This is a genomic window from Rhizobium phaseoli (assembly GCF_010668805.1).
Classification (GTDB): Bacteria; Pseudomonadota; Alphaproteobacteria; order Rhizobiales; family Rhizobiaceae; genus Rhizobium; species Rhizobium phaseoli_A.
This window is the reverse complement of sequence record NZ_WUFT01000008.1, coordinates 192,113-218,228: the sequence shown is the minus strand read 5'-3', so window position 1 is coordinate 218,228 and position 26,116 is coordinate 192,113. Positions and strand designations below refer to the sequence as shown.

The following is a 26,116-nucleotide window of genomic DNA, read 5'->3' as shown; positions in this document are numbered from 1 at the left end:
ACCCATTGGGAGAAGGTGCCCGGAGGGCGGATGAGGGGGCTGCTTGCGCTGCGTTCAATAAGGCGCCTGCACCGGCCCCATGCCGACGTAAACTGTCTTCAGCTCGGAATAATGCTCCAGCGCCGCCAGCGAATTCTCGCGGCCGAAGCCGGATTGTTTCGAGCCACCGAAGGGGATTTCCACCGGGCAGAGATTGTAGGTGTTGATCCACAGCGTGCCGGCCTCCAGCCGGTCGACGACGCGGTGGGCGCGGGTGAGGTCGGCGGTGAAGACGCCGCCGGAGAGGCCGAATTCGCTGGCATTGGCGCGGGCGATCACCTCGTCCTCGTCGTCGAAATCGAGCACCGACATCACGGGGCCGAAGATCTCCTCGCGGGCAATGCTCATCGCGTCGGTGACATCGGCAAACACCGTCGGCTGCACGTAATAGCCTTCGCCGGAGACGTTGTTCGGAATGCCGCCGCCTGCAATCAGTGTCGCCCCCTCGGCCTTGCCCTTCTCGATGTAGGAAATCACTTTCTCGCGCTGCGCCCAGGAAACCATCGGCCCGACCTGCGTCGCCTCATCCATCGGATCGCCGATCATCATCGCCTCGGTGCGCGCCTTCAGCCGCTTCAGGAATTCGGCTTTAACAGCCTTCTGCACGAAGACGCGGGTGCCGTTCGAGCAGACCTGGCCTGTGGAATAGAAATTGCCGAGCATCGCTCCGCCGACCGCCGAATCGAGATCGGCATCGTCGAAAACGATCAGCGGCGACTTGCCGCCGAGTTCCATCGTCACGTGCTTGAGGTTGCCGGCTGCTGCTGCCGCCACCCTGCGTCCGGTCGGCACCGATCCGGTCAGCGACACCTTGGCGACATCGGGATGGTTGACGAGCAGCGGCCCGGTATCGCGGTCCCCCTGGATGACGTTGAAGAGCCCCTTCGGCAGCCCCGCCTCATGCAGGATCTCGGCGATCTTCAAGGCCCCGAGCGGGGTGTTTTCCGAGGGCTTGAACACCATGGCATTGCCGCAGATCAGCGCCGGCGCCGCTTTCCAGCAGGCGATCTGCTGCGGGTAGTTCCAGGCGCCGATGCCGACGCAGACGCCGAGCGCCACGCGCTTGGTATAGGCGAAATCCTGGCCGAGCGGGATATGGGCGCCGTTGAGGCCGGCAGGTGCAACGCCGCCGAAGAATTCGAAGGCATCGGCACCCGAGGTCGGGTCGGCGACGATGGTCTCCTGGATCGGCTTGCCGGTATCGAGCGTTTCGAGCTCCGACAGCGCTCGGTTTCTCTCGCGCATGATGTCGGCGGCCCGTTTGAGGATGCGCCCGCGCGCCATCGGGCTCATCGCCGCCCATTCCGGCTGAGCGCGTTTGGCGGCCGCAATCGCCTTCTCGACGATTGCAGGCGTTGCCGCATGCAGCCGGGCGATCACTTCGCCGGTGGCCGGATAGAGGCTCTCGATGACGGTGCCGTCGGTATCCTCGACATATTCGCCGTCGATGAAGTGCGAGGCTTTCGGCTGGGCTTTCATGTCATTGGTCCCTAGATGGTTCGATGTGGTCGTCCCTTCTCCCCTGGGGGAGAAGGTGGCCCGCAGGGCCGGATGAGGGGGCGGCAGTCTCGGCCTTCACCCCCTCGGGAGAAGAGGAGGTGGTGGCCAGAAGCGCGTTCAGATAATCCTCGGTCAGCGCGATCGAGGCTTCGATGCCGATCGGCGCGGATTTCAGACTTTGCCTGATATAGAGCCCGTCGATCATCGCCGCAGCGCCTTCGGCGATGCGTTCTGCGGCGTCGGTGGGCAGCAGCGCCTTGAGGTCGGCGAGCAGATTGGAGCGCAGCCGGCGGGCATAGATTACCAGGAAACGCCGCGTCTCCTCCGAGCGCTGCGCTTCGGCGTAAAAAGCAAGCCAGGCGGCGATCGTGTCCGGCGCGAACTGGTCGGCATGGAAATTGACGCGGATGATGGCCGAAAGCCGGGCACGCGGCGTCTGCGCTGCCTTCAGCGCCGCCACCGTATCGCTGCGCAATTGCCTCAGAAGCGAGCGGATCGTCTCGATCAGCAGATGTTCCTTGCTGCCGAAATAATGATGCGCAAGCGCGGGGGAAACGCCGGCCTGGCGGGCGATGTCGGACATGGTGACGGCAAGCGAGCCGTGGTCGCCGATCACCCGCAGCGCCGCATCCACGAGCGCCTTGCGGCGCACCGGCTCCATTCCGACTTTCGGCAAAGCGCCAACTCCCTTGGTTTCGACCAGAGTATTTTTGATTGACTGATCAATCAACAAAAATCTTTCTCGACCAACGCCGGTTCGGATCTTTTCCCGAAGCATTGCTGCAACATATTCAACATCACCCGGGAGGTGCGTTATGAGCGATGTCTTCAACGGAATGTCCACATCCTCACTGCAGTCGAAATGGCTCTGGTTCGTCGGTCTCGGGGTGCTGCTCTTCGTCTGCGGCCTGATCGCGCTCGGCAATCTGATGCTCGCCACCGTCGTCTCGGTCTATTATATCGGCATGCTCATGCTGTTTGGCGGCGTCATCTATCTCGTCCATTCCTTCCAGGTGCGCGGCTGGGACCATGTGCTGTTCTGGGCGCTGAGCGGCCTGCTCTACGTGCTGGCCGGCGTCTCAGCCTTCGTCAATCCCATCCTGACCTCGGCAGCGCTGACGCTGTTTCTGTCGCTGGCGCTCGTCATTGCCGGCGTCTTCCGCACCTGGGTCGGCAGGCGCATGAAGCCGGCCAAGGGCTGGGGCTGGATCGTCGCCAGCGGCGTCGTCACCGCTCTTGCCGGCTTCGTCATCGCGCTCGGCTGGCCGGTCAACAGCCTCTGGGTCCTCGGCCTGTTCCTGGCCGCCGACCTCATCATCCAGGGCTCGACGATGATCGCCTTCGGCCTCGGCATCCGCGGCTGAAGCCTTTTTGACACGCCTATTTTGACAAGGGCATGACAGGGGATTAGACTTAAGGGGTAGGGACCGCTCGCCAAAAGCGGGTGGTCCTGTGTACGATCGCCGCAAATGGTCATGCGTCCCCCAAAGGCAGGGTTCTGCCTGAATAAAAAAGGGAGGAAGTTCATGCCGATGGTCACCGTTTCCATCTCTCCGCAACAGGCAGCGGGCATCCGCGCCGCCGTCGACACGGGCGGTTATGCCTCGAGCAGCGAGGTCGTCCGCGAGGCGCTCCGCCTCTGGGATACCGCCCGCAAGCTCAACGAATTCCGCGACGATGTCCTCGACGACGAGGGCGCTCCATCAGGCGGCAGATGTGTCGCCGACATGTTCGCCGATCACGAGGCCGAGCGCCGCCGCTCCGCCTGATTAAGCGCCTGATTGTATTTTGGAATTCAAAGTAAACGCGGAACGCGTGGGCGCGTCCTGCGTCTTTCACAAAACTTTCATATTGGCGAAAGGGTTCATTGATCCTTCCGGGGCATCTTCCTGACCAAGAAGAACAAGTCACAGTGGAGATCAGCCAAATGAAGAGCGGGACTTCCCTGGCTGCCACCGTCGAGCCCGGCGTCCTGCGCCGCTATGCCAGCGACCAGATCGTCACACTTGCCAAGCTCGTGGTCGAGAACGCCTTTCAGCCGATCGTCGAGGCCGGCACCGGCACGGTGTTCGGTTACGAATCCCTGATGCGCGGCCAGGAGCGCATCGGCTTCGACACGCCGGTCGACATTCTCGACGAGGCTCATCAGGCAGGCCAGCTGCTGCAGCTCGAGCAGATGCTGGCGAGCCGGGCGCTCGCCAAATTCGCCACCCTGTCGAATTTCTCCACCTCGACGCTGTTCCTCAATCTCGACGTCCGGCTGATCCCGCATGGCGAACGCCTGGTCGAGAGCCTGCTGCAGCACCTGCGGAAGGCCAATATTCCGCCGTCCTCCGTCTGCTTCGAATTCTCCGAACGTTTCGATAATACCAGTGTGCCGGAATTTTCCGCCCTGGTTTCCAAGCTGCGCAAGGCCGGTTTCAAGCTGGCGATCGACGATTTCGGCGTCGGTCACGGCGAGATGAAGCTGCTGTGCGATTATGCCGTCGATTATCTGAAGATCGACCGCCACTTCGTCGCCGAGATCGACCGCAGCCCCCGCAAGCGCCATCTTTTGAAGAGCATCGTCAACATCGCCCATGTGCTCGGCACCCGCGTCATCGCCGAAGGCATCGAGACCGAGGCCGAATTCATCACCTGCCGCGAATATGGCGTCGACCTCGTCCAGGGCTGGTTCATCTCCCGCCCGACGACGCATATGTCGGAACTGGCGCCGTCCTTCCCGCATCTGCAGGAGCTCGGAAAAACCAAGCGCGGCAGCCAGTCGCTCGACGAAATCCTCATCCGCAAGCAGATCGAACTCTTGCCGGCGGTCTACGAGAACGACAGCATCGACAGCGTCTTCGAACTCTTCCGCCGCAATCCGCGCCAGGCCTTCTTTCCCGTGCTCAACGCCAATAGCGAGCCGCGCGGCATCATCCACGAGCAGCACCTCAAGGAATATATCTACCAGCCCTTCGGCCGCGATCTCCTGAAGAACAAGATGTACGAGCGCAGCATCTCGCATTTCGTCGAGATGGCGCCGATCGTCGGCCTCGACAGCGACGCCGAGCAGCTGATGGCGATCTTCGCCAATATGGAAGGCAGCAACTGCCTGATCCTGACCGACAATATGCGTTATGCCGGCGTCGTCTCCGCCGCCTCGCTGATCAAGGTCATCAACGAGAAGCAGCTGAAAACCGCCCAGGACCAGAACCCGCTGACCGGCCTGCCGGGCAATCGCGCCATCCGCGATTTCATGCGCCAGTCCGGCCGCGACGGCGATGAGGTCCGCCACTTCTGCTACTGCGACTTCGACAATTTCAAGCCGTTCAATGATGCCTACGGTTTCCATCTCGGCGATCACGCGATTTCGCTGTTTGCCGCACTGATGCGCCGCTACTTTTTCGCCGAGCGCCATTTCCTCGGCCATGTCGGCGGCGACGATTTCTTCATCGGCGTCGTCGGCTGGGCCAAGGAGGAACTGATGGAAATCCTCGACCGGCTGATCGGTGATTTCCACGACGATGTGCTCGACCTCTATTCCGACGAGCACCGCGCCGCCGGCCTTATCCTCGGTCACGACCGCGCCGGCGCCGAAGCGCTGTTTCCGCTGATGCGCTGCTCGATTGGCGTCATCGAACTGCCGGAAGGCCTCGTCATCGACGATATCAACCGCGTCAGCGCCGAGATCGCCGTCATCAAGTCGGCCGCCAAGGAGAGTGAAGAAGGTCTGGTCTTCCATCTCCTGCAGCGGAGCGCGTCTCGTTAGAGCGTGAAGAACGCTGTCGCACGTATCCCGCAGCCGAGGCGAATTGACGCCTTTGCCACATCAAGCCTTCCCAAGCCTGCAGGGCTGACTTATTTCCAAGGTTTGGGATCAGGAGGGCTGCGGGATGTCACTGCCTCGGGAAATGCGTTTCGTCGATCTACCGTCTTTCGGCGGGCCGGAGGTGATGACGATCGGCAAACGCTCGCTGCCGGTGCCGGGTGAGGGCGAGGTTCTGGTGCGCGCCGAGGCAATCGGCGTCAACCGCCCCGACGTCGCGCAGCGCCAGGGCAGCTATCCTGCGCCGAAGGGCGCAAGCCCGATCCTCGGCCTCGAACTTTCGGGCGAAATCGTCGCGATCGGCGCCGGCGTCAGCGGCTATCGCGTCGGCGACAAGGTCTGCGGTCTGGCCAATGGCGGTGCCTATGCCGAATATTGCCTGCTGCCGGCCGGCCAGATCCTGCCCTTTCCCAAGGGTTATGACGCGGTCAAGGCTGCCGCCCTTCCCGAAACCTTCTTCACCGTTTGGGCCAATCTCTTCCAGATGGCCGGGCTGACGGAAGGCGAGACCGTGTTGATCCATGGCGGTTCCAGCGGCATCGGCACGACGGCGATCCAGCTCGCCCGTGCCTTCGGCGCTAAGGTCTATGCGACGGCGGGTTCAAGCGAGAAATGCGAGGCCTGCGAGAAGCTCGGCGCCAAACGGGCGATCAATTACAGACGTGAGGATTTCGCCGAGGTGATCAAGGCCGAGACCGGCCACGGCGTCGATATCATCCTCGACATGATCGGTGCTACCTATTTCGAGCGCAACCTCGCTTCGCTGGCCAAGGACGGCTGCCTTTCGATCATCGCCTTTCTCGGCGGCGCCGTTGCCGAAAAGGTCAATCTCCAGCCGATCATGGTCAAGCGGCTGACGGTCACCGGCTCCACCATGCGCCCGCGCACGGCTGAGGAAAAACGCGCCATCCGCGACGACCTGCTCTCCGAGGTCTGGCCGCTTTTGGCAGCCGGCACCGTCGCCCCCCTCATCCATAAGGTCTTTGCCTTTGAAGAGGTCGTCGAGGCGCACCGGCTGATGGAGGATGGCAGCCATATCGGCAAGATCATGCTGCGCCTCGGCTGAGGTTTTTCTCGGCGTTCCGGGCGACGTGCATCAAGGTCAGCGACGCGCCGATGGCGAGAACGCCGGGCAGCGCCATCAGCAGATAGAGCCAGTGCGCCGCCGACAGCGCCCCTGATATGCCGCCCGGATCGACGAGGCCGGCGCCATTGGCGATGACGCCGGCAAAGGCGGCACCGAAAGCGCCGCCGAGCGAACTCATCGTCGGGATCGCCGAGGACGCCTTGTCCTGTTCGTTGTCGGCGACGAGCGCCAGGACCATGGCGACGAGATGCGCCCAGCCGAGCCCGACGCCGAATCCCATCATGAACATGGCCGCCGCCGCCGGTAGGATGAAGAGCATGTGGGCTTGCGGATTGTCGCGCGCGAGAAAAACCGCCAGCGAAATGGTCGCCGCCGCCTCGATGAGTGCACCGGCAACGATCGCCGCACGCGCCTGCCGGCCGGTCAGCGAGCCGCTGAGGAAGGCCGAAAACGTCCAGCCGAGGGCGACGAGCGCCACGAGATAACCGGAGACAAGCGGCGTCACCCCGTGCAGGACCTGCAGGAAATAGGGAATGAAGACGTCGCTGACGAGCACGACCGTCATGGCGAGCATCGTCAGGTAAACGCGTGCAATCGGCCTGGAAAGACTGGCGGCGCCTGAAGGCAGCAACCGGTTCGGGCTTCTCCCTTCGATGACAAGCATGGCGCCGACCGCGGCGATCGAGGCGGCGATCAAAGCGATTTTCGCAGCCGTCGTCTCGATCGTGCCGGCGGTGCTGACCATCAGCACGGCGCCGAGCAGCAGCCCGATCTGGGCAATTGGCGTCTTGGCCTGCTCACGGTCGTCTTCGACTTCGGGCAACAGCCGCGGCGCCAGCACTGCCATCGTGAGGCCGAGCGGCACCAGCACGATGAAGGCGTAGCGCCAGCTGCTGCCGGCGGAGAACAAGCCGCCAAGCGTCGGCCCGATGACGGTCGCCACCCCCCAGATCGCCGCATAAAGCGTCGTCGCCTTCGTCCATAGCGGCTGGGGATAGACGAAGCGGATGAAGGCATAACCAAGCGCTGCCAACGCCCCGGTGCCGAGACCCTGCACCGCGCGTCCGACCAGCACCACCGGCATCGACGGTGCGGCTGAAGCAATCAGGCTGCCGACGCCGAAGACCAGCGCGGCGATCACATAGATGGCGCGAAGCCCGATCCCCCGCGGCCGCATGGCGACGAAGATCGAGCCGAGCACGGCTGCGGCGACGAACAGGCTGGTGACCCAGGAAAACAGCGCCAGCCCGCCGATGTCGCGCACGATCGAAGGTGCGATCGTCGCCATGATGTAGCTCTCCACCGCATAAAGCGCCACGCCGCCGGCAAGCATCAATGTTGCCGGCAGGTGCTCGGCCAGGAAAAGGCGGAGGAGGGAGCTGGCATTGGGGGCGGCTGTAGTCTGGTCGATATCGGACATGGGACGATCCCGAGTTTTTGCTGGCGAAGGATTATTTTCCAAGTTATAAATTGGAAATTACATGCTATCTGGATTAAAACAAGATGCAACTTGGAAAAATATGCGCCAGTCCCCCGCCAACCGCATCCTGATCCTGATAAAGACCGAGGGCCCGCAGCTTGGCGCCGCGATCGGCGATGCGCTCGGCATTTCGGGCGAGGCCGCCCGCCAGCAGCTCGCCAAGCTGGCGGAGCAGGGGCTGGTCGAACCGGTCACCGTCGGCGCCACGGGCAGGGGCCGGCCGCGTCAGCTCTGGCACTTGACCGCTGCGGGCAACCGTCAATTCCCCGACGGCCATGCCGAATTGACCGCAGGCCTGCTCGGCACGCTGGTCGAACAGCTTGGCCCCGCAGCCCTCGACACCGTCATCTCCGCCCGCGAGGCCGAGACGCTGCAGCGCTATCGGCAGGAACTGGAAAATGCCGGCGACCTTGCCGCGCGTATCGCAGGCCTGGCCGCTATCCGCACCCGCGAGGGCTATATGGCCGACAGTTGGGGCGAGGCGGACGGCTCGTTCACGCTGGTCGAAAACCACTGCCCGATCTGCGCGGCGGCCACCGCCTGCGCCGGCTTCTGCCGCTCCGAACTCGAAACCTTCCGCGCCGCCCTTGGCGCCGACGTCGAGCGCAGCGAACACATCCTGCTCGGCGCCCGCCGCTGCGCCTATCGCATCACGCCGCGTTGAGGCGGAGCACACGCAAGCAACTCACGCTTCAAGCGGGCTGCCGCGCCCGGCGCCGGAACCATTTTATCTAAGCCATCCGTGGATGCTCTTAACCCCTCGTCACAGCCCTTCGCCAGTGTTGGTTACCGCTTTCGTGGGGCTGGTTATTCCAGAAACACTTTTTATAGTGCCTCTTTGGGGAGATAGAAAATGGTAGATGTCAAGCTTCATGCCGACCGCTTTTTGCGCAAGGTCAGCCCATCTTACCGCGTGAAGAGAAAACACCAAGCTGAGATCGCGCACTGGAAAGACGAGTTGCTTCGCTTGTCTCAATGGTTTCGCGACAGCTCTGTAGACTGGTGGGGTATTAAGCCACCAAACGAGCAACAAAAGTTAAAAAATTCCGATCTCTGGGAAGTGAATGCCGTCATGACGATGCATTCCGTACGGCCAAGCTACCACGAAGAATTGCGCCTTGCGAAAGATGAATTTGTTGGCAAGCGAGTACTGGAAATTGGAAGCGGCCCTCTCGCGCCATTGCTGCAATTCGAGAACTGCGAGCGTCATTGTATCGATCCACTCGTCAACATGTATTTGGAAGCAGGTTGGCCGCTGTTTGCATATGACGCGAAATTCATTTCAACCGGCGGTGAACGTCTTCCATATCCTGATGAATATTTTGATGTAGCAATTTCAGTCAACGCACTCGATCACGTGGATGATTTCGAACGGGTTGCCTCGGAAATGCAACGCGTTCTGAAGCGAGGGGGAAAACTTTATATCGAAGTTGAGTATCACGCGCCAACGGTCGCGGAGCCAATCGTTCTCGACGATAAGAGAGTGATTGATGCTTTTGCAAACTGCAGAATGCATATAGCGATCAAGCGCTCGGGCAAAGAAATGTTCACAACATTGGCTGAAAGATACGGATTGTTGAAGAACCAGTTCGAGCGATTTGACAAAGAAGTGTTTGTTACTTTTCACGGCGTCAAGCAATAGTCGAACTGAATTGAAGGACATTGGAGATGCCGCTCGCAACCGGTCGTCAGGCCGGCTGCCGCGCCTGGCGCCTGGCGCTTTCGAGATAGAGCAAGACCCCGATCGACGCGAGACCGGCGGCAGCGCCGACGAAGGCGGTGCCGGAATAATCGGTGATCGCGGTGCCGAAGGCGAAGAGCCCGGCGGCAATGCCGGTGCCGATGAAGGTGTTGAGCGAGATCAGTGAGGTGCCGAGCCCCGGCCGGTCTGCGATCAGGTCCTGCAGATAGGTGATCGGCACGCTGAGGATTGCCGCCGCCCCGCAGGCGTTGAGGAGGAGCAGCGCGTAGATGTGCCAGGGTGCCGAGGCAAATCCGAGCAGCAGCAGATAGGTGCAGTAGATCAGCGCGCCGAAGGCGAGCACATGCACGGTGCGGAACGGCCGCTGCGCCATGCCCCACATCATCATGAACGGCATTTCGAGAAAGGCCGTCAGCCCGGCGATGAAGCCGACATCGACCACGCTTCCATCTGCCGCATGGGTGATGATCAGCGGCAGCAGCATGCTGTTTAACCGCTGCAGCCCGAAGAGCAGCGCCATGACGATGACGCGTGAAAGCACAGAGGGCATGAAGATCCGCTTCAGCGATGCCAGGAACCTCGGTTGATCGGGGGCGGGACCGGCAGTGCCGTTTCCGGGCGCGAAGAAGAAATACAGGCAGAAACAGGTAAGGCTTGCGAAGGCGGCGATCCCGTAGGCCGGCGTCATCGACGGCGAATTGACGAGATAGAGGCCGATCATCCCCGGCGCCAGCGCCCACGAGCCGGAAAACAGCGCCCGCACCGTTGCGGTGATGTCCGCCGCCTGGCCGCGATCCATCTGGTTGGTTCTGGCGCGCAGGCTGGCAAACAGCAGCGAATAGGTGGAGTTGCTCATCGGCACCAGCAACAGCGTCGAGACGATGAAGACGGCAGGGCTGTGAAAGATCGCGATCGACCCGAAGCCGAGCATGCCGGCGACGGAAAGCCCCAGCACCAGTGGCCGCCGCTCTTTCAGCCTGTCCGACCAGATGCCGAGCGCCAGGCTTGTGGTGACGTTGACGATCGCCGAGAAGAAGATCAGCGCCGAATAGGTGCCGTTGCTCAAGCCCAGTTCGTTGATCCCGATGATCGACTGATAGGGCGCGGTCGAAGCGTAGGTAAAGGCGAGCGCGACGAGCGTCACGGCCGGAATGCGGATCCGGTTATCGCGCAGGATCAAGGAAAAGGTGGATGACATGAAGGCGGTTCCTGATGCACCACCTTTAGCGGGAACGGACACATCAGGAAAACGATAGTTTTCGATCGTCGCGGTCAATTTCTGTGATGGATATCTCCAATGGCTGTTCGAAGGATTGGCACTTGTTGGATTGGGCTGGGCTGGATCCCAGGCTCGAGGCCTGGGATGACGGAGAGTGGGCGCTCGACCGGCAGGAAGCGCAACCACCCTGACGCAGGGCGAGGAGGGCTTGACCGGCAAGGAGGCACCACCCCGACCGCACCGCTGCTACCGCTGCTCTTGCTCCAAAGGCCCACCCCACCCTCCGTCCTCCTCGGGCTTGACCCGAGGATCCACACCGTCTCCATCAACTGCGACCGTGGATCCCAGGCTCATCAAGGCCTGGGATGACGGAGACTGGCGACTACCGGCAGCAGGCGCAACCACCTGACGGAGGGCAGGGAGGACTCGACCAGCAAGGAGGCGCAACTCCTACGCGCCGCCGCTTCGCTGTTCTTGCTCCAAATGCCCACTCCACGCTCTGTCTTCCTCGGGCTTGACCCGAGGACCCAGATCGCCTCCGACCGCAGCAGGCATGGGTCCAGGCCCAAGGCCCACGGAGGATGGGGCCAATTGGGCGACACTCGCCGCCTTCCGATAAAACGCCGTGCTCTGGCCGATTGACTCAGCCGATGTTCTACTCTTAGTGCCCGCCGGGGTTGATTTAATTGGATGGGGACAATGAAATTTCGCATTATCGGCGCTGTCGCGCTTTCTTTCGCTGTCGCAGGTTGCACGCACACCGCCCCTGACGGTCGGCCGATCACTCAATACTTCTTTCGGAATCTTGTGATGAACGGATGTGGTTTCCAGATGACATGGGAATCGGCAAGAGAAGCCACAGAAACTTTTAAGCCAGTCATACCGACTGACAGAGAACGCATGACCGACCGAGGCCTCATGAGGGCTGCGATCGCAGTGTGTGACAAGGTGAACTCCGGAGGCAGGAGCAAAGCCATCGAGGTCCAGGTTCCTGACAGCGGCGGTGTCCTGCGAAAAATCGTGGTTGAAAGAGAATAAGGTAGGACTGCTCCCCACGCTCCGTCCTCTTCGGGCTTGAGCGACGATCCATGCTGCCACCGCTGGTGGATGCGGTGTGGATGCTCGGCTCAAGGCCGAGCATGACGGAGGGTGGGTTAAACCCCGTTGGCTTTCGCGCCCCGACACGTTATGCCTGCCGCATCCCGCCAGCATCCGGATGAGAGCCCATGACCAGTCCCGTCACCGTCGAAGTTACCCGCGGCCTGCTCGTTGAAAGTCGCCATCGTGGCGCGGTGGCTGTTGTCGATGGCGATGGCAAGCTTGTCTTCTCGCTGGGCGATATCGACGCCGCAGTTTTCCCGCGTTCGGCTTGCAAGGCGATGCAGGCGCTGCCGCTGGTCGAGAGCGGTGCAGCCGACGCCTATGGTTTCGGCGATAAGGAATTGGCGCTGGCCTGCGCCTCGCATAACGGCGAGGACGAGCATGTGGCGCTTGCCGCGTCGATGCTGTCGCGCGCCGGCCGAGATGGCGAAGCGCTGGAATGCGGCGCCCATTGGTCGTTTCATCAGAAGACCCTGATCCATCAAGCCCGCACGCTCGCTGCGCCGACCGCGCTGCACAACAATTGCTCGGGAAAACATGCCGGCTTCATCTGCGCCTGCTGCCACCAGGATATCGATCCGAAAGGCTATGTCGGCTACGAGCACCCGCTGCAGGTCGAAATCCGCGCAACGATGGAAAGCCTGACCGGCGCTGTGCTTAGCACTGAGAGCTGCGGCACCGACGGCTGCTCGATCCCGACCTATGCCGTGCCGCTCAAGAGCCTTGCCCACGGCTTTGCCAAAATGGCGACCGGCACCGGCCTAGAACCGCTCCGCGCCAAGGCATCCCGCCGCCTGATCGAGGCCTGCATGGCCGAGCCCTTCTATGTCGCAGGCTCCGGCCGCGCCTGCACCACGCTGATGCAGATCGCCTCCGGCCGGATCTTCGTCAAAACCGGCGCCGAGGGCGTTTTCTGCGCCGCCATCCCGGAAAAGGGCATCGCCATCGCGCTGAAATGCGAGGATGGCGCCACCCGCGCCGCCGAAGCCATGGTGGCGGCGACACTCGCCCGCTTTTTCGAGACCGAAGACGAGGTGCATGCCGCCTTGGTGGCCCATGCCACAACGTCGATGCGCAACTGGAACGGCATCCATGTCGGCGATATCAGGGGCACGTCGGTCCTAGCCGAGTAATCAGGCCACGGCGATCACGCTGTTGAGGTCGCGATAGGGTTTCAGCCGCTCGGCGGTCATCTCCGCCGGCACGATCAATCCCGCCACCTCGGAAATTCCAAGTACCGGACAGGGCGAGACGAGATCGAATTTCTCCTCCGTCAGCAGCACATGCGCTTCGGCCGAGCAGCGGGCGATATGCCGTTTGATTGCCGCCTCCTCGAAATCGCCGGTGGAAAGCCCGTGCACCGGGTGCGCCGCGGTGACGCCAAGGAAGAACAGGTCGGGGCGCAACTGCGAGATCGCCGCCGCCGCCGCTGCTCCCGTCGCCACCATCGAATGTTTGTAGAGCCGGCCGCCGGTCAGGATCACCTCTGCCGTCGGGTGGTGCTCGAGTTCGGCAGCGATCGTCGGGCTGTGGGTCGCAACCGTCAGCGGCATGTCGCGCGGCAAGTGGCGTGCAATCTCGGCCGTCGTTGTGCCGCCGTCGAGAAAGATCATCTGTCCCGGCCTGACCATCGCCGCCGCAGCGGCCCCCAACCGCGCCTTGATCTCTGAGGAGACGCTGGCCCGCGCGGTGAAATCCGGCAGTTCGGGCGAAAGCGGCATCGCGCCGCCATGCACTCGTTTCAACAGCCCCTCCGCCGCCATTTCCCGGAGATCCCGGCGGATCGTGTCTTCAGAGAGAGAAAAATCCTCGGCGACGCGCTTGGCGATCACCTGGCCGTCACGGCGCAATATATCGAGGATGAGGGTTTTGCGTTGCGATGTCAGCATGGGTTCTCTGCACGAAATTAAACATAATCGCCCGATATTACACGAATAGACTCGACATTCAAGAAATATCGTGCATTTTCACGAGATCCCGTGCATGAAGCCGGGAGTGCTCGCCCAGAAGCGGAGCGATGGAGTGGATGATGTTGATATTGATTGCCGGCCCTTACCGGTCGGGAACGGGCGACGACCCGGAAAAGATGGCTGCTAACCTGAAGCGGCTGGAGGAGCCCTCGCACGCGCTGTTTGCCGCCGGCCATGTGCCGATGATCGGCGAATGGGTGGCCCTGCCGATCTGGCACGCCGCCGGCGGCAAATCGGTCGGCGACGCGCTCTACGAAGAGATCTTCCACCCGGTCGCCGGCCGGCTGCTGCAGCTCTGCGAGGGGGTGCTGCGGCTGCCGGGCGACTCCAAGGGGGCGGATAACGACGTGCGCATCGCCAGGGAGCGCGGCATCCCGGTCTGGCACCGGCTGGAAGATGTGCCGGGCTGCGGCTGAGCAAAGACAGCGCCCTGGATCGCCCCTCACCCTAGCCCGTCCCTCGGACCCCCGTAAACGGGGAGATGGTGCCGGCAGGCGGATGAGGGGCGGCCGGCACGGCACCGCGGATCGATGTAGAGCTGCCGAGGCACAGAGACAAAATCCAATCTCCCCAGTTCCGGCGCATCCATCGCTGCGCTATATCACGTGCCGAAAGGGAGCGGATGACCATGCTGACTTTGTATTACGCGCCGGGAACCTGCGCGCTCGCAAGCCTTATTGCTCTGGAAGAATCGGGCTTGGCCTTCGAAACGAGAAAGCTCAGCTTCGCCAGTGGCGAACAGCGCTCGCCGGATTACCTGAAAATCAACCCGAAGGGCCGCGTGCCCGCACTTGTCACCGAGCGCGGTGTGCTGACGGAAACGCCGGCAATTCTGGGCTTTATCGCCGAAAGCGCGCCGGCCGCCAAGCTGGCGCCGCTCGGCGATGCCTTCGACATGGCGCGGCTGCAGGCGTTCAACAGCTATCTCTGCTCGACCGTTCATGTGAACCATGCCCATCGCCCGCGCGGCTCGCGCTGGACCGACGATCAAGCGGCACTCGAGGCGATGAAGGCCAAGGTGCCTGAGAATATGGCCGATTGTTTCACCCTGATCGAAGAGACGATGTTCAAGGGCCCCTGGGTGATGGGCGAGACCTATTCGCTCGCCGATCCCTATCTCTTCGTCATGACAGGCTGGCTGCCGTCCGACGGCGTCGATCCCGCCCGCTTCGTAAAGGTGAGCGACCATCACGCCCGCATGCTGCAGCGCCCGGCCGTTCAGCGGGCGCTGGCCTACGATCGGGGCTGATATCCGAAACGCGCAGCAAGTTTACTCGGCGCCCGGAACAGCCAGGCGCCGATGAGCCGCAACCGTAATTCCTCGTCGCCGATCACGGCGGCGCGCACCGGCAGATGCGGCCAGCCGATATAATGCGCGGTCTGGAAATAGATGTCGGGCGCCATTTCGAGCAGATGATCCTTGTCGTCCAGACCTATCGAGATCACGATCGTCTCGGCGTCCTTCACCGCGACGAAGCTCCTTCCGGCGACCTTCAGGGCCGGGTTGCCATAAGAGGTGCTTTCCTCGACATCGAGCAAGCCTGCTTCCGCAGCCAGCCGCTTGAGGCGCTCAAATATTGCATCGACGTCGCCGGCCATTGCCTTCCACTCATATTGATCCGAAACATGAAACTTCGGACAGAAGCCCGACTTTTGTCAGCCACCCGATGCGGCGGTGAACACCGCCAGTTGCGCGGCGAAAGCACGTTTGTAGGCCGGCCGGGCTTCGCCACGGGCGACATAGGCGGCAAGGTTCGGATATTCCTCCAATAGCCCCGCGCCTTGTGCCCTGCGCAGCACCGTCACCATCAGCAAGTCACCGGCGCTGAACGCACCATCGAGCCAGTCGGCGTCGCCAAGGCGAGCGGAAAGGCTCTCCAGCCGTTTACGGATGCTGTCATCGAGGCTCCGCAGGCGCTGCTCGTACCAGGGTTCGTCGCGCTCGAGGATGGTGGCGAGGCTGCGCTCGAAGATCGGTGGCTCCACCGTGTTGAGCGCGGCAAACATCCACGCGATCGCGCGCGCCCGGGCATTCGCATCCGCCGGTAGCAGGCCCGCATGATGCTCGGCGATATGGAACACGATTGCCCCGGACTCGAACAGAGCGAGATCGCCGTCTTCATAGGTCGGAATCTGCCCGAAAGGATGAAGTGCCAGATGCGCGGGCTCCTTCATCACCTTGAACGAAACAAGACGAACCTGGTAAGGTTGACCCGCCTCCTCGAGCACCCAGCGAACGCGCATGTCGCGCGCCAGACCCCGGCCGCGATCGGGCGAGCGTTCAAAGGCGGTAATGGTGATCGTCATCGCTTCCTCCATATGATTTATCCTTAGATCGATGCCGATTTAAGGAATTATGCAGCAGCTTGAAGACGGCCGGCGAAACGCGATTCCGACATCGATGCTCGCGACAATCCTCGCGGGGCCAGATTGGATTCAGTTCGGCAAGTCTTGCGATCATCGCCAGGTCCCTCAAGCCATTGCAATCGCGAATGCCACATCAGCCGATCTGCACAGTCTGGACAATCACCCAGGTCCGCTTCAGTATCCACCCGCACCGGCTGGTTCCGGAACCATATATTTAACAGGAGAATGCCTTTGTTTGCCGTCGCACAACAGTCAGAACGCACCGGCCGGAGCGGGCGAGACAGACACGGCTTCAACTAGCCAGGCAATTGCAGCAAGTCCGCAGAAGTTTTGCCTTCGGAATTGCGCAAAAAATGTTTTAGTCTCGCTGCTCGGCCTTGACGCGCCAAAGCCGGCGCACGTCCAATGTCGAGAAGAATATGATCATCGAACTCACTGCTCATGATTTCGCCGCGTTGCTGAATGGCACCGCGCCCGCAGATACGCGCCTGGTTTCAGATAGCGCCATCGCGCCGCCTGAGGTGCTGGAGATGCTGGCCAAGATTGCAATCGCGGTCGGCGCCGAATTCACCCCCTGCGCCTGGATAATTGTCGAGGACGGCGAGATCGTCGGACTATGCTCCATCATCCGAATGCCTGAGAACGGCGAAATCCACATCGGCTACGGGGTAGCGCCGAGCCGCGAGCGGCGTGGATACGTCACCCGCGCCATCGCGCAATTGCTCGAATGGGCGCGGAAAGACCCGCGTGTGACGCTCGTTTCGGCCGATACGGGCGTGGAAAACATCGCCTCGCAGCGCGTCCTCGAGCGCAACGGATTTATCCGAACCAAGGAGCGCATCGATCCGGAAGATGGTCTGGTGATCTGCTGGCAGGCTGTTGCCCTTTAAGCACCCGCATCGAACGCGAATGCGGCAGGCTTTGTTTCGTCAGTTGCCGTGCCGCGACCAGAAGACGTGGAGGTCGGTCGGCTCTTCGCCGCGCTCGATCAGAGACCGGCCGGCATCGCTGGCGGGAACCGCTCCGGCCGTCACGATCCTGTCCGTCGCGTTCCTGGTGCTCGCCGCTTTCTCCGGATTGCCGAGCAAAGTCGCCGCGCCGGCCTCATCGCCGCCGGCGCGATCGTGAAGCCCGCTCACTTCCGCTCGACCGTCAGCACCATCGGCATGGCCCAGTTGGCCTCGGAAACCGGCCAGCGGAGCAGGTTTACGCTGTCGTCGTCCACCTGGGCTTCCCATCTTGCGTAGAATTTTTGCCGATAACCATTCAGCCGAACACTCCGGCAGGCGATAGGACCGCCGTCGAGATTGAGCGCGACCTTGAGGTTCAGCGGCGAGGTCTTCAGAAACTCTGCCAGTCGGTCGAGGGAAAAGAATGCTTCCTTTGTTGTGCCGATGACGATACGCCCCAGCTCGTCCTTGGCGACAAATGTACGGTTGGCGAGCCAGCGGCTTTTCACGTTCACATGGGTCTGCCCGTCATCGCCGATGAGCAGGGGATAGGAGACCATGGCGTTCGACGCGCCAGCAAAGGCGGCCTGCCAATCTTGACGCGTGAGATCACGGATATCGGCAGCGTCTTGATCGGCAATAAAGGCGCCGGCCTTGGCATCATATTGTTGGGGCCCCATCGCAACGCCCTCGCTGATGAATGGCGTGTCGGGCCTGCCATGCTTGTCGTAATAGCTGCCGTTGACGATGAGCACCGCGTTGGGCAAAGCCTTTTCCCATTCGTCGATGCCGGTATCGCCGGCAGCGGCATTGTGGGTGACGAATCGAAAGCGGGCCGGGTCAATCCTGCTGAGAAAAATGCGGTCGACTTCGCGGCCATCGGCAAGAACCGGCAATTCCGCCACCTCGAAACCCGCCTCCGGCTCCTGCCAGCTCAGCGGCCCGGCCTGAACCGCTGGGATCACCCTGTTCAAGGCCAATCGCATGGAGGCGGAAAGGCGCTCGTCGTCAGGTTTTACATCGATCCAATAGGTCCCGCCGCGCCGCAATACAGTGTTGAAACCGTAAGCACCCGCGACCTGCCAGAGCCAGCCGGCACCGGCGACAATCACGACCGCTAAAATTGCGATAAGTCCGAATAGGATCTTTCGAATTGCTGACACTGAAAATCTCTTTGCTCAAATGGGTAGGTTCGCAACGCCGGGTTGACGTGGCGTTGCGCGAATGCAGGTGCCAAGTACGGTTTTTCTACGACCGACCCGCAAATACCCTCATCCGCCAAAGCCGATGCACGTCCCGAACTCCGAGAAAAAATATGATCGCCGAACTTGCTGAATGGCGCCGCACCCTGAGATACGAGTCTGGTTCCCGATAGCGTGATCGCCCCTCCGGAGGTTCAGAAGATGCTGCCCAGGATCGCGACCAAGATCGGCGCCGAGTTTACATCGTCGGCCTGGATGATCGTGAAGGAGGACGAAATCGTCGGAAGTGATGCGATGCGTTTTAGGGCCGGCTGAAACGCTTGTTGGATGGCTCGATTGTCTGAGCGGCGCGCACCGTCATGCGCATTTCGCCAACGGCGGTTTGGCCTCGGCGGGAAAGCCGGTCTCTGATCCGAGCGGCAGATCGGCAATCTCGCGCATCGACATGCGCTCGACCTCGGGGTGGCGCAGCGGATCGTCTTTCCATGCCTGGGCAGTGTCTGCGCCGCCCATGGCAAGGGCGGGCTTCAAGAAAAACTTCAGCAACGACATGGCATGCCTCGCTTTCTTCAACAGTGCGGCATCATGGCCGCAGGCGGTAATGTCGGCTTTCCCAAACGGATTTTCAATTGAGATTAAGGCGGCGTTGCTATAGAAAAACTATATGAAGAACCTCAACACAGTCCATCTCAATGGCCTCAGGGCGCTGGAGGCTGTCGGTCGTCTCGGCTCGCTGCAGGCCGCTGCCGATGAGCTTGGCGTCTCCGTCGGCGCCGTCAGCCAGCAGGTGATCAAGGCCGAGGCGCAGCTCGGCCTGGTGATGTTCGAGCGCACAGCCAGGGGAATGATCGCCACCGAAGCCGGTCGGCCGGTGCTGCTCGCGCTCGACGAGGGTTTTGCTCGTCTTTCGGCGGCGGTATCGATCGCAAGCCGCAAGGACGATACGATCCTGACCATCTCGGTGGCACCGGTTTTCGCCGCCCGCTGGCTCGTCTACCGGCTCGATCGTTTTGCCGAGCGTCACCCCAATATCAAGCTGCGGCTGGATGCAACGACCGCTCTCGTCAACCCGGCGCTTTGCGATGTCGATATCGGCATTCGCGTCGGCACCGGCAAATGGCCCGCTGTGAAGGCCGAACTGCTGCTGGAGCAGGAGGTCTTTCCCGTCTGTTCGCCTGAGATGGCGGCGAGATTGCAAGAGCCAGCCGATATCCTGGCGCTGCCTGCCGTCGTCGACGGCCGCGCCATGTTCACCTGGGAGGTCTGGATGCGCGAGGCGGGGCTGTCAGGCGCGACACCCGCGACGCGCCACGTCTTCAACGATGCCTCGCTGTGCCTCGATGCGGCGATCGCCGGGCAGGGCGTCATGCTCGCCTGGCAGACCCTTGCCGCCTTTGCGCTCGCCGAAGGCCGGCTCGCTGCCCCCTTCGGCATTCGCGCCCGCACCGGCTTCGGCCATTATTTCGTCACCGCCGAAGGCACGCGCGAGCCGAAAAAGGTGACGGATTTCAAAGCCTGGATCCGCGAGGAAATGACCGGCACCCTGGCGCTGTTCCGGTAAACTCAGACCTCGGTCGGCTCCCGGCTGCGGCCCGCCTGCATCGCCTTATAGGCCGGGCGAGACTGGCAGTGCTCGATCCACGCCTTGATATTGGGATGCGCGTTGAAGACCGCTTCCTCGCTCTGGGCGTAGCGCAGCACCTCGGCGATATTGAGATCGGCAACAGTGAAGCGGTCGCCGACGATCCACTGCCGGCCGGCGAGGTGGCTTTCGAGAGCCGCGAACGGGCGGCGCAGCGCGCGGCAGGCGGCGGCGATCACCTGCTTGCCATCGTCGCTGTTTTCCAGGCCGTTATCATAGGTCAGGACGATTTTTACCGTCTCCGGTTCGACCTGCGAGGCCGCCCAGATCGACCACATCGTCAGTAATCCGTCTTCTTCGACGGTTTGTCCGGAAAGCGGTCCGCCATGTTTGCGGGCAAGGTAGAGATTGATCGCCAGCGACTCGTGCATGACGAGCTCGCCATCCCTGATACTGGGGATCTGCGACATCGGATTGACCGCAGCGAAATCAGATGAGTGCGTGTTGAGTGGCGCCTCGGATGCCAGCGGGTCTGCGAGCCGCCTGGCCTGCAGCACTGGAACCGACCGGAATTCCAGCCCGAGCTCCTCCGCCATCCAGTAGACACGCGAGGCGCGCGATCGATAAACTCCGTAGATTGTCAGCATGGCCGTATCCCCTCGATATGTCCAAAGACCGTAAATGCCGGATCGGGCTGCGAGAAGTCCCTGGCGCTTATGGGATGATGAAAGCTTTTGATGCGCCAAGCAATTCCGGTAAAAACGTGCTCAGTTGTACAAACCGCGCGGCGGTTTTCACAGGCCGGAGGAGAGGTGAGTGCCTGAAAGCACCCAGTCGGGGGGCTTCTGTAGGCCGGTGCGAGTTTGGCGGAAACGCGCCCCCGCCCTCCGTCATCCTCGGCCTTGTGCCGAGGATCTATGCCCGTGGCGATTGATCGATACGGTGCAGATGCTCGGCACAAGGCGGAGCATGACGGAGCAAGGGGCGGGCGAAGGAACCACGCGCGGCGCAAACGCCCGTGTTAGCAACGCTATCCGCGAGCCAAACCAAGCAATGCCAGCCCTCGGCATAAACTGGCTTGATGACGCAAAAACAAGGAGATAGCGCATTTCCGTCTCTCGGGAAAGCAAATGCTCTCCTCAGGAGACCCGATTCCGCTCGACGGTCAGCTGCTTGTAGGGCGATCCGCCGCCGGCCATCTCGGCCGACACTTTCTTCTCCCATTCGAAGCCTAAAACCGCGCCCTCGGTGGTTTCCTGGAAGATGTTGTCGGTGATGACGGCGGTGCCGGCGCCGTCGGCGACCGAGACGGCGCATCCCACCGGCGCCTTGCGCACCACATTGCCGCTGACGACGACGTTGCGGAGATAAGGACCCCAGCCGATCTGCATTCCCCAGCGCGGCGCGCCTTCGATCACATTGCCTGAGATCAGTGTATCGGCCTCCGCCGCGATACCGATGCCGAAGCCGACCTCGTGCTTGTATGGGCCTTTCAGAGTGAGGTTGCGCACGACGTTGCCGGTGACGCTCGCCAGTCGGCCGCCTTCGTCGAAATTGGCGATCGAGATGCCGTTTGCCGCCCCGTCGATCATGTTGGCGGAAACGACGGCGCCCTCGAAAGCGAATTCGACATAGATCGCCGTCTCGCCGGACCGCCGGCACTGGTTGCTGCTGATCTGGATGTCCGAGGCCGAATTGGCGCGGATAGCCGTGAAGGCGCAGTCGGAGATGTGGTTATTCACCACCATCACCCCATCGGCACGGAAGATATTGATGCCGTTGCCGTTTTCGCCGGTGCCGCCGTCATTGGCGCGGATGGCGGAGATGCGGTTGCCGGAAACGACTGTGCCATCCTCCCCCTTCTTCCAGCGATGCACCAGAATGCCGCCATTGCCGCAATCGGCGATCGTGTTGCCGGTGACCGAAAGATTGGCGGAATCGACCGCATAAAGCCCGGATTGCGCCGCACCAGAAATACGGCTGCGCTCGATGCGCCCGCCGCAGCGCTCCAGCTGCAGCCCATGTTTGCGGCTGCCGCCGATCTCGCAATTGTCGATCAGCACCTCGTCGACGCCGGTAAACTGCAACAAACCTCCGGCGTGGTCGGCGAGCGAGCGATTGCCGCCGTCGATGACGAGATTGGAAAGCTCGATGCGGCGCACGTTCTCGGCCGAAAACAGCTGGCCTTCGCCGGTATAGACGATCCGGGAGGCGCCGGGCACACCCGATATGCGCGTATTGTCGGGCAGGGTCAGATTGGAGATCCGGTAGGTGCCGGGCGGCAGGAAGACCGGCACGTTTTCGCGCGCCGCCTGTTTGATCATCTGCTCAAGGTTGCGGGTTTTGCGGTCGCCGCTTTCGGGAATAGCGCGATATTCCGCCGCGTCGATCGCCCCGCGCAGATCGGGCTCGGCGGCCGCCGTTCGCGGCGAGGCCAGCGCACGCGATGCCCCGCCCGCAACCGCCGAAGCGGCGAAAAAGAGCAGCATGTCACGGCGTGAAGGCATCAAGGGCTTTCTGATCATGGCGTGTTCATTCATGCCCATAGCAGGAAATGTGCCAGGGGGCGCGTTTCTTTCTGGGACAGGCTGCCGGATTTGCGGTTATGGCCATCGGTAACGGCAGAATATCGCCGCGGATTTTGTCGTCTTGTTCACCCTTTCATTTAAGCAAGCCGAAGGGAATGGGGACTACTTTGAAGGGAATTTTACGGGGTGATTATGCGGCGTGCGGACCTTCGGCCCGCCGGGGAGAATGGCGGCATGCAGGAACCGAGTGCCAGGCGATGGGAATCGACCGATGCCCTGTCGGCCGAAACGCGGCGGATCGTCGACGCGACGGAGGCGATGATGGCCTCGACCGCCCATCACCTCTCCGAAGGCATCGAGAACCTGCGCCTCAAGACAATCGTCCACGAACTTCCGGATTTCCTCTATGTCAAGGATCGTGACAGCCGCTTCGTCTTCGCCAATGCCGTCACCGCCAGCAGCCTCGGCCTTGAGAGCGCTGATCTGCTCACCGGCAAGCGTGATTTCGACCTGTTCGATTTCGAGACGGCTCGCCGTCATTTCGATATCGAGCAGCTGATCATGGCGACGGGGCAAGCCTCTATCGACATGGAGGAAAGCTACGTCCTGCCCGGCGGCAAAAGGCCGATATGCCGGCTGACCTCGAAGATACCGCTGCGCAACGATCGCGGCGAGATCGTCGGGCTGATCGGCGTCTCCCGCGATATTACCGAACGCAAGCTTCAGGAGGAGCTCCATCGCGGCCAGGCGAAGCTGCTCGAAATGATCGCCCGCAACGAGCCGTTGCCGATGATCCTTGAGGCGCTCGTGCTGATGATCGAGGAACAGCTGACGGATATCGACGGCTCGGTGCTGCTGCTCGACAGCGAGGGCACCAGGCTTTACCACGGCGCGGCGCCCAACCTGCCCGGCGGCTACAGCCGGCTCATCGATGGTGTCACCATCGGTCCCAAGGTCGGCTCCTGCGGCACCGCCGCCTGGCGCGGCCAGACCGTGATCGTCGAGGACGTGATGAGCGATCCGCTGTGGGAGGATTTCCGCGCGTTGATTGCCCCGTTCGGCTTCCGCTCCTGCTGGTCGACGCCGATCGCCACCGCGCAGAATAACGTGCTCGGCACTTTCGCGCTCTATTCCAGACAAGTCCGCCGTCCCACAGAGCACGAGATGAAGCTGGTGGCGCTCGCCACCCACATTGCCGGCATTGCCATCGAGCGCAAGCGTGTCGATGACCGCATCCACTTCATGGCCCATCATGACGATCTCACCGGCCTGCCGAACCGTGCCTTCCTCAAGGAACGGCTGGCGAATATTCTCGACCAGGCTCGGCGCAACAACCGCAAGGTCACCGTCGCCTATATCGATCTCGACAATTTCAAGGACATCAATGACGGCCGCGGCCACGCCGCCGGCGACGAGGTGTTGAAGGAAACCGCCGCCCGCATGGCCAACAGCGTCAGGGCATCCGATATGGTGGTGCGCCTCGGCGGCGATGAATTCCTTGTCGTGCTCGTCCATCAGTCGAGCCACGATGCCGGCATCACCCGCCGCCTGCGCGAGTTGCAGAAGGCGATCAACCGGCCGATCAGCAGCGACGGCTGCGAGATCACCGTCACCTCGAGCATCGGCGTCGCCGCCTTTCCCTTTGACGGCGCGACCTCAGAAGAGCTTCTCGCCAATGCCGACCGCGCCATGTATCGCGCCAAGGAACTCGGCCGCAACACCTTGCAGCATTACGACAGCGGCAGTACGCCTGTGGGAATGCCGCTCGGCGAGCAGGAGGAATTGCACCAGGCGATCACCGGCGACCAGCTTTTCCTGCAATACCAGCCGCAGGTCGATGTCGCCACCGGCCGCATTACCGGGATCGAGGCGCTGGTGCGCTGGAACCATCCGGCCAAGGGCAGGGTGCCGCCGGTCAATTTCATCCCGCTTGCCGAAGAGACCGGTCTGATCGTTCCCCTCGGTCTGTGGGTGCTGAACGAGGCCTGCCGCCAGGCGCGCCAATGGCAGGATATGGGCCTGACGCCGCTGACGATCGCCGTCAACGTCTCCACCAAACAATTCGCCGATCCGGATTTTGCCACTCATGTCGCCGAGGCGCTGGAGCGCCACCGCCTGCAATCGCGCTGGCTGGAGCTGGAAGTCACCGAAAGCGTGGTGATGCAGGATGCCGACCGCGCGCTCGCCATGATGGAATCGCTGCGGGCGCTTGGCGTGCGCCTGTCGATCGACGATTTCGGTTCCGGCTATTCCAGCCTGGCAGCACTGAAGACCTTCCCTTTCGACCGCCTGAAGATGGACCGGTCGCTGGTCGAAGCCCTGCCGGGAGACAAGACAGCCGTCGCCATCGCCTCGGCGGTGATTTCGCTGGCGCAGACGCTGAAGCTTTCGGTTCTCGCCGAAGGCGTCGAGACCGACGCCCAGATGGAGTTCCTGCGTCACGCGCACTGCGAGGAGGCGCAAGGCTATCGCTTCTCCAGGCCGGTTTCGCCGGAAGAAATCCCCCCATTGCTGCGGGCGCGGGACCTCTGACGCTTATTTTTCCAGCCTGCCGACCGCCTCGATCTCGTTTGTCCAGATGCCTGCCGCATAGTTCGGCGGCAGCCGCGCCAGCAGCGCCGGGTCGTCGATGCCGGTGGAAAAATCGCTGCCGCGATAGGGGCCGAGCACGAAGACCTCAGTTCCGGCATCCCGCATCCGGTTGAGAAAACGGTCCGGCCAGCCCCAGAGCCATGGCGCAATATTGATCGGCACCAGCATCATTGCGTGTTTGCAGGCATCCGGCAGCACGCCGGTCCAGCCATAGCCGATGTAGCCGGTGAGGCAGGACTTCAGGCTCTTGCGCGAGGCGGTCTTGAGATCAGGCACGAGCCGGCGCAGGACATCGATCGGCTCGTCGCCGCCGTAGACGATGATCTGAGCCCGTCGCTCCCTGGAAAGCCCGTTCAGCACGGCTGCGAGCTTTTCACCCTCGGACGGGTCACGGCTCTTGACGTTGATGGGGAAGCGCCGATCCGGAAAGGTCGAAAACACCTCGGCAAGCGTCGGCATCATGCCGATGCCGCGGCCGCGAAAGGGAAACGTCTTGCCGCCATCGGCAGTATAGCCGTAGCCGATGTCGAGCTTTCGCATCTCCGCCATCGTATGCTCGCGGGTGATGCCGTGCCCGTCGGTACGGCAGTCGAGCGTCCACTCGTGAAAGACGGCGAATGCGCCGTCCGTCGTCGGATGCACGTCGATCTCGACGATATCGGCGCCGGCCGCAAAGCCTGCCTGCATCGACCGGATGGTATTCTCCAGGTAATCATGTTTCGGCGGCAGCATGCGGCTCGCCGTGCAGGTATCGTTCTTCAGATCGGTCTCGTCGAACCGCTGGGCGATGCCGCGATGGGCGAGCAGTTCAGGCTTTCCCCGCCGGTGCTCCGCCAGAAGGCTGGTATTGTTGAGGTAGATGCCGGCCGCGGCCAGCGCGATCGCGCCGGCGCAATAGAAAAGCTTCCTGCCCAATGTTGCCCCTCCTGATTGCATCTGAGGATTCGACAGCTAGAAAGCGATTCTGGTTGTTCTTGGGCTCTTTTCCG

The 26,116-nt window shown here is 62.2% G+C and carries 26 protein-coding genes and 1 pseudogene; 14 read left to right on the top strand and 13 right to left on the bottom strand.

What is annotated here, in order from left to right:
* Window positions 1-54 precede the first annotated feature (54 nt).
* Together betB and betI are read right to left on the bottom strand one after the other, a co-directional pair.
* Complete coding sequence (gene betB, locus GR197_RS14670; RefSeq protein WP_164010712.1) at window positions 55-1,518, bottom strand: betaine-aldehyde dehydrogenase; 1,464 nt, start codon at window positions 1,516-1,518, stop codon at window positions 55-57.
* Between the two features lies 1 nt (window position 1,519).
* Window positions 1,520-2,215 carry a transcriptional regulator BetI gene (gene betI / locus GR197_RS14665; RefSeq protein ID WP_164010711.1) on the bottom strand — a complete coding sequence of 232 codons (696 nt, stop codon included), beginning with the start codon at window positions 2,213-2,215 and terminating at the stop codon, window positions 1,520-1,522.
* Window positions 2,216-2,354: 139 nt separating this feature from the next.
* Here betI and GR197_RS14660 point away from each other — a divergent pair, with 139 nt between their 5' ends.
* The 4 genes from GR197_RS14660 to GR197_RS14645 all read left to right on the top strand — a co-directional run bounded on the left by GR197_RS14660 (window position 2,355) and on the right by GR197_RS14645 (window position 6,413).
* Complete coding sequence (locus GR197_RS14660) at window positions 2,355-2,903, top strand: HdeD family acid-resistance protein (protein WP_164010709.1); 549 nt, start codon at window positions 2,355-2,357, stop codon at window positions 2,901-2,903.
* Window positions 2,904-3,065: 162 nt separating this feature from the next.
* The gene (locus GR197_RS14655; protein WP_003587881.1) at window positions 3,066-3,308 is read left to right on the top strand and encodes a ribbon-helix-helix domain-containing protein; all 243 of its coding nucleotides are present in this window, start codon (window positions 3,066-3,068) and stop codon (window positions 3,306-3,308) included.
* A gap of 158 nt (window positions 3,309-3,466) precedes the next feature.
* Window positions 3,467-5,290: a GGDEF domain-containing protein gene (locus GR197_RS14650; protein WP_164010707.1), complete on the top strand. Its 1,824-nt coding sequence runs from the start codon at window positions 3,467-3,469 to the stop codon at window positions 5,288-5,290.
* A 124-nt stretch (window positions 5,291-5,414) separates the two neighbouring features.
* Window positions 5,415-6,413, top strand: a complete 999-nt coding sequence (locus tag GR197_RS14645; RefSeq protein WP_164010705.1) for an NAD(P)H-quinone oxidoreductase — start codon at window positions 5,415-5,417, stop codon at window positions 6,411-6,413.
* Here the strand turns inward: GR197_RS14645 and GR197_RS14640 are convergent.
* Entirely contained in the window at window positions 6,394-7,854 is a 1,461-nt protein-coding gene (locus GR197_RS14640; RefSeq protein WP_164010703.1) for an MFS transporter, read from the bottom strand. The genes GR197_RS14645 and GR197_RS14640 overlap by 20 nt on opposite strands.
* Before the next feature lie 100 nt (window positions 7,855-7,954).
* On the opposite strand from GR197_RS14640, the gene GR197_RS14635 reads away from it, so the two are divergent.
* A complete protein-coding gene (locus GR197_RS14635; protein ID WP_164010701.1) occupies window positions 7,955-8,578 on the top strand; it encodes a helix-turn-helix transcriptional regulator in 624 nt (207 codons plus the stop codon).
* Window positions 8,579-8,767: 189 nt separating this feature from the next.
* Window positions 8,768-9,556, top strand: a complete 789-nt coding sequence (locus GR197_RS14630; protein ID WP_164010699.1) for a class I SAM-dependent methyltransferase — start codon at window positions 8,768-8,770, stop codon at window positions 9,554-9,556.
* Window positions 9,557-9,602: 46 nt separating this feature from the next.
* Here GR197_RS14630 and GR197_RS14625 read toward each other — a convergent pair whose 3' ends face one another.
* Window positions 9,603-10,814 (bottom strand): MFS transporter, encoded by a 1,212-nt coding sequence (locus GR197_RS14625; protein WP_164010697.1) that lies wholly within the window; start codon window positions 10,812-10,814, stop codon window positions 9,603-9,605.
* Window positions 10,815-11,534: 720 nt separating this feature from the next.
* Between GR197_RS14625 and GR197_RS14620 the strand changes: the two genes are divergently transcribed.
* The gene (locus tag GR197_RS14620; RefSeq protein WP_164010695.1) at window positions 11,535-11,873 is read left to right on the top strand and encodes a hypothetical protein; all 339 of its coding nucleotides are present in this window, start codon (window positions 11,535-11,537) and stop codon (window positions 11,871-11,873) included.
* A gap of 188 nt (window positions 11,874-12,061) precedes the next feature.
* A complete protein-coding gene (locus GR197_RS14615) occupies window positions 12,062-13,069 on the top strand; it encodes an asparaginase (RefSeq protein WP_164010694.1) in 1,008 nt (335 codons plus the stop codon).
* On the opposite strand, the gene GR197_RS14610 is transcribed toward GR197_RS14615, so the two are convergent.
* Window positions 13,070-13,825, bottom strand: coding sequence for a DeoR/GlpR family DNA-binding transcription regulator (locus tag GR197_RS14610; RefSeq protein ID WP_164010692.1), 756 nt, complete (start codon window positions 13,823-13,825; stop codon window positions 13,070-13,072).
* A gap of 140 nt (window positions 13,826-13,965) precedes the next feature.
* Here GR197_RS14610 and GR197_RS14605 point away from each other — a divergent pair, with 140 nt between their 5' ends.
* The gene (locus GR197_RS14605) at window positions 13,966-14,322 is read left to right on the top strand and encodes a hypothetical protein (protein WP_003587870.1); all 357 of its coding nucleotides are present in this window, start codon (window positions 13,966-13,968) and stop codon (window positions 14,320-14,322) included.
* A gap of 212 nt (window positions 14,323-14,534) precedes the next feature.
* On the top strand, window positions 14,535-15,155 hold the full coding sequence (locus tag GR197_RS14600) for a glutathione S-transferase family protein (RefSeq protein ID WP_164010690.1): 621 nt from the start codon (window positions 14,535-14,537) through the stop codon (window positions 15,153-15,155).
* On the opposite strand, the gene GR197_RS14595 is transcribed toward GR197_RS14600, so the two are convergent.
* Window positions 15,140-15,505: an MmcQ/YjbR family DNA-binding protein gene (locus GR197_RS14595; protein ID WP_164010688.1), complete on the bottom strand. Its 366-nt coding sequence runs from the start codon at window positions 15,503-15,505 to the stop codon at window positions 15,140-15,142. The genes GR197_RS14600 and GR197_RS14595 overlap by 16 nt on opposite strands.
* 57 nt (window positions 15,506-15,562) lie before the next feature.
* Window positions 15,563-16,213: a glutathione S-transferase family protein gene (locus GR197_RS14590; RefSeq protein ID WP_164010686.1), complete on the bottom strand. Its 651-nt coding sequence runs from the start codon at window positions 16,211-16,213 to the stop codon at window positions 15,563-15,565.
* Window positions 16,214-16,692: 479 nt separating this feature from the next.
* On the opposite strand from GR197_RS14590, the gene GR197_RS14585 reads away from it, so the two are divergent.
* Window positions 16,693-17,163 carry a GNAT family N-acetyltransferase gene (locus GR197_RS14585; RefSeq protein WP_164010684.1) on the top strand — a complete coding sequence of 157 codons (471 nt, stop codon included), beginning with the start codon at window positions 16,693-16,695 and terminating at the stop codon, window positions 17,161-17,163.
* Window positions 17,164-17,202: 39 nt separating this feature from the next.
* Here the strand turns inward: GR197_RS14585 and GR197_RS14580 are convergent, their stop codons facing one another.
* Together GR197_RS14580 and GR197_RS14575 are read right to left on the bottom strand one after the other, a co-directional pair.
* Complete coding sequence (locus GR197_RS14580; RefSeq protein ID WP_164010261.1) at window positions 17,203-17,412, bottom strand: hypothetical protein; 210 nt, start codon at window positions 17,410-17,412, stop codon at window positions 17,203-17,205.
* Window positions 17,409-18,386: a phosphodiester glycosidase family protein gene (locus GR197_RS14575; protein WP_164010682.1), complete on the bottom strand. Its 978-nt coding sequence runs from the start codon at window positions 18,384-18,386 to the stop codon at window positions 17,409-17,411. The genes GR197_RS14580 and GR197_RS14575 overlap by 4 nt, the downstream gene beginning before the upstream one ends.
* Window positions 18,387-18,551: 165 nt before the next feature.
* On the opposite strand from GR197_RS14575, the pseudogene GR197_RS14570 reads away from it, so the two are divergent.
* A pseudogene (locus GR197_RS14570) lies at window positions 18,552-18,710 on the top strand (GNAT family N-acetyltransferase); the annotation flags it as partial.
* A 72-nt stretch (window positions 18,711-18,782) separates the two neighbouring features.
* Here GR197_RS14570 and GR197_RS14565 read toward each other — a convergent pair.
* The gene (locus GR197_RS14565; RefSeq protein WP_164010680.1) at window positions 18,783-18,977 is read right to left on the bottom strand and encodes a hypothetical protein; all 195 of its coding nucleotides are present in this window, start codon (window positions 18,975-18,977) and stop codon (window positions 18,783-18,785) included.
* A 112-nt stretch (window positions 18,978-19,089) separates the two neighbouring features.
* Here GR197_RS14565 and GR197_RS14560 point away from each other — a divergent pair, with 112 nt between their 5' ends.
* Window positions 19,090-19,986, top strand: a complete 897-nt coding sequence (locus GR197_RS14560; protein WP_164010678.1) for a LysR substrate-binding domain-containing protein — start codon at window positions 19,090-19,092, stop codon at window positions 19,984-19,986.
* A 2-nt stretch (window positions 19,987-19,988) separates the two neighbouring features.
* On the opposite strand, the gene GR197_RS14555 is transcribed toward GR197_RS14560, so the two are convergent.
* The gene (locus GR197_RS14555) at window positions 19,989-20,654 is read right to left on the bottom strand and encodes a glutathione S-transferase family protein (RefSeq protein ID WP_164010676.1); all 666 of its coding nucleotides are present in this window, start codon (window positions 20,652-20,654) and stop codon (window positions 19,989-19,991) included.
* Between the two features lie 492 nt (window positions 20,655-21,146).
* Window positions 21,147-22,514: a TIGR03808 family TAT-translocated repetitive protein gene (locus tag GR197_RS14550; RefSeq protein ID WP_164010674.1), complete on the bottom strand. Its 1,368-nt coding sequence runs from the start codon at window positions 22,512-22,514 to the stop codon at window positions 21,147-21,149.
* Between the two features lie 255 nt (window positions 22,515-22,769).
* On the opposite strand from GR197_RS14550, the gene GR197_RS14545 reads away from it, so the two are divergent.
* Window positions 22,770-25,067 (top strand): putative bifunctional diguanylate cyclase/phosphodiesterase, encoded by a 2,298-nt coding sequence (locus GR197_RS14545; RefSeq protein WP_164010672.1) that lies wholly within the window; start codon window positions 22,770-22,772, stop codon window positions 25,065-25,067.
* 3 nt (window positions 25,068-25,070) lie between these two features.
* Here GR197_RS14545 and GR197_RS14540 read toward each other — a convergent pair whose 3' ends face one another.
* Window positions 25,071-26,042, bottom strand: a complete 972-nt coding sequence (locus GR197_RS14540; RefSeq protein WP_164010670.1) for a glycerophosphodiester phosphodiesterase family protein — start codon at window positions 26,040-26,042, stop codon at window positions 25,071-25,073.
* Window positions 26,043-26,116 lie beyond the last annotated feature (74 nt).

Coding starts and splice junctions, on each gene's coding strand:
- GR197_RS14645 (WP_164010705.1), top strand. CDS start 5,415: ATGTCACTGCCTCGGGAAATGCGTTTCGTCGATCTACCGTCTTTCGGC.
- GR197_RS14545 (WP_164010672.1), top strand. CDS start 22,770: ATGCAGGAACCGAGTGCCAGGCGATGGGAATCGACCGATGCCCTGTCG.
- GR197_RS14655 (WP_003587881.1), top strand. CDS start 3,066: ATGCCGATGGTCACCGTTTCCATCTCTCCGCAACAGGCAGCGGGCATC.
- betB (WP_164010712.1), bottom strand. CDS start 1,518: ATGAAAGCCCAGCCGAAAGCCTCGCACTTCATCGACGGCGAATATGTC.
- GR197_RS14555 (WP_164010676.1), bottom strand. CDS start 20,654: ATGCTGACAATCTACGGAGTTTATCGATCGCGCGCCTCGCGTGTCTAC.
- GR197_RS14650 (WP_164010707.1), top strand. CDS start 3,467: ATGAAGAGCGGGACTTCCCTGGCTGCCACCGTCGAGCCCGGCGTCCTG.
- GR197_RS14550 (WP_164010674.1), bottom strand. CDS start 22,514: ATGCCTTCACGCCGTGACATGCTGCTCTTTTTCGCCGCTTCGGCGGTT.
- GR197_RS14660 (WP_164010709.1), top strand. CDS start 2,355: ATGAGCGATGTCTTCAACGGAATGTCCACATCCTCACTGCAGTCGAAA.
- GR197_RS14605 (WP_003587870.1), top strand. CDS start 13,966: ATGTTGATATTGATTGCCGGCCCTTACCGGTCGGGAACGGGCGACGAC.
- GR197_RS14610 (WP_164010692.1), bottom strand. CDS start 13,825: ATGCTGACATCGCAACGCAAAACCCTCATCCTCGATATATTGCGCCGT.
- GR197_RS14560 (WP_164010678.1), top strand. CDS start 19,090: ATGAAGAACCTCAACACAGTCCATCTCAATGGCCTCAGGGCGCTGGAG.
- GR197_RS14615 (WP_164010694.1), top strand. CDS start 12,062: ATGACCAGTCCCGTCACCGTCGAAGTTACCCGCGGCCTGCTCGTTGAA.
- GR197_RS14590 (WP_164010686.1), bottom strand. CDS start 16,213: ATGACGATCACCATTACCGCCTTTGAACGCTCGCCCGATCGCGGCCGG.
- GR197_RS14630 (WP_164010699.1), top strand. CDS start 8,768: ATGGTAGATGTCAAGCTTCATGCCGACCGCTTTTTGCGCAAGGTCAGC.
- GR197_RS14635 (WP_164010701.1), top strand. CDS start 7,955: ATGCGCCAGTCCCCCGCCAACCGCATCCTGATCCTGATAAAGACCGAG.
- GR197_RS14620 (WP_164010695.1), top strand. CDS start 11,535: ATGAAATTTCGCATTATCGGCGCTGTCGCGCTTTCTTTCGCTGTCGCA.
- GR197_RS14600 (WP_164010690.1), top strand. CDS start 14,535: ATGCTGACTTTGTATTACGCGCCGGGAACCTGCGCGCTCGCAAGCCTT.
- GR197_RS14585 (WP_164010684.1), top strand. CDS start 16,693: ATGATCATCGAACTCACTGCTCATGATTTCGCCGCGTTGCTGAATGGC.
- GR197_RS14565 (WP_164010680.1), bottom strand. CDS start 18,977: ATGTCGTTGCTGAAGTTTTTCTTGAAGCCCGCCCTTGCCATGGGCGGC.
- GR197_RS14640 (WP_164010703.1), bottom strand. CDS start 7,854: ATGTCCGATATCGACCAGACTACAGCCGCCCCCAATGCCAGCTCCCTC.
- GR197_RS14625 (WP_164010697.1), bottom strand. CDS start 10,814: ATGTCATCCACCTTTTCCTTGATCCTGCGCGATAACCGGATCCGCATT.
- GR197_RS14595 (WP_164010688.1), bottom strand. CDS start 15,505: ATGGCCGGCGACGTCGATGCAATATTTGAGCGCCTCAAGCGGCTGGCT.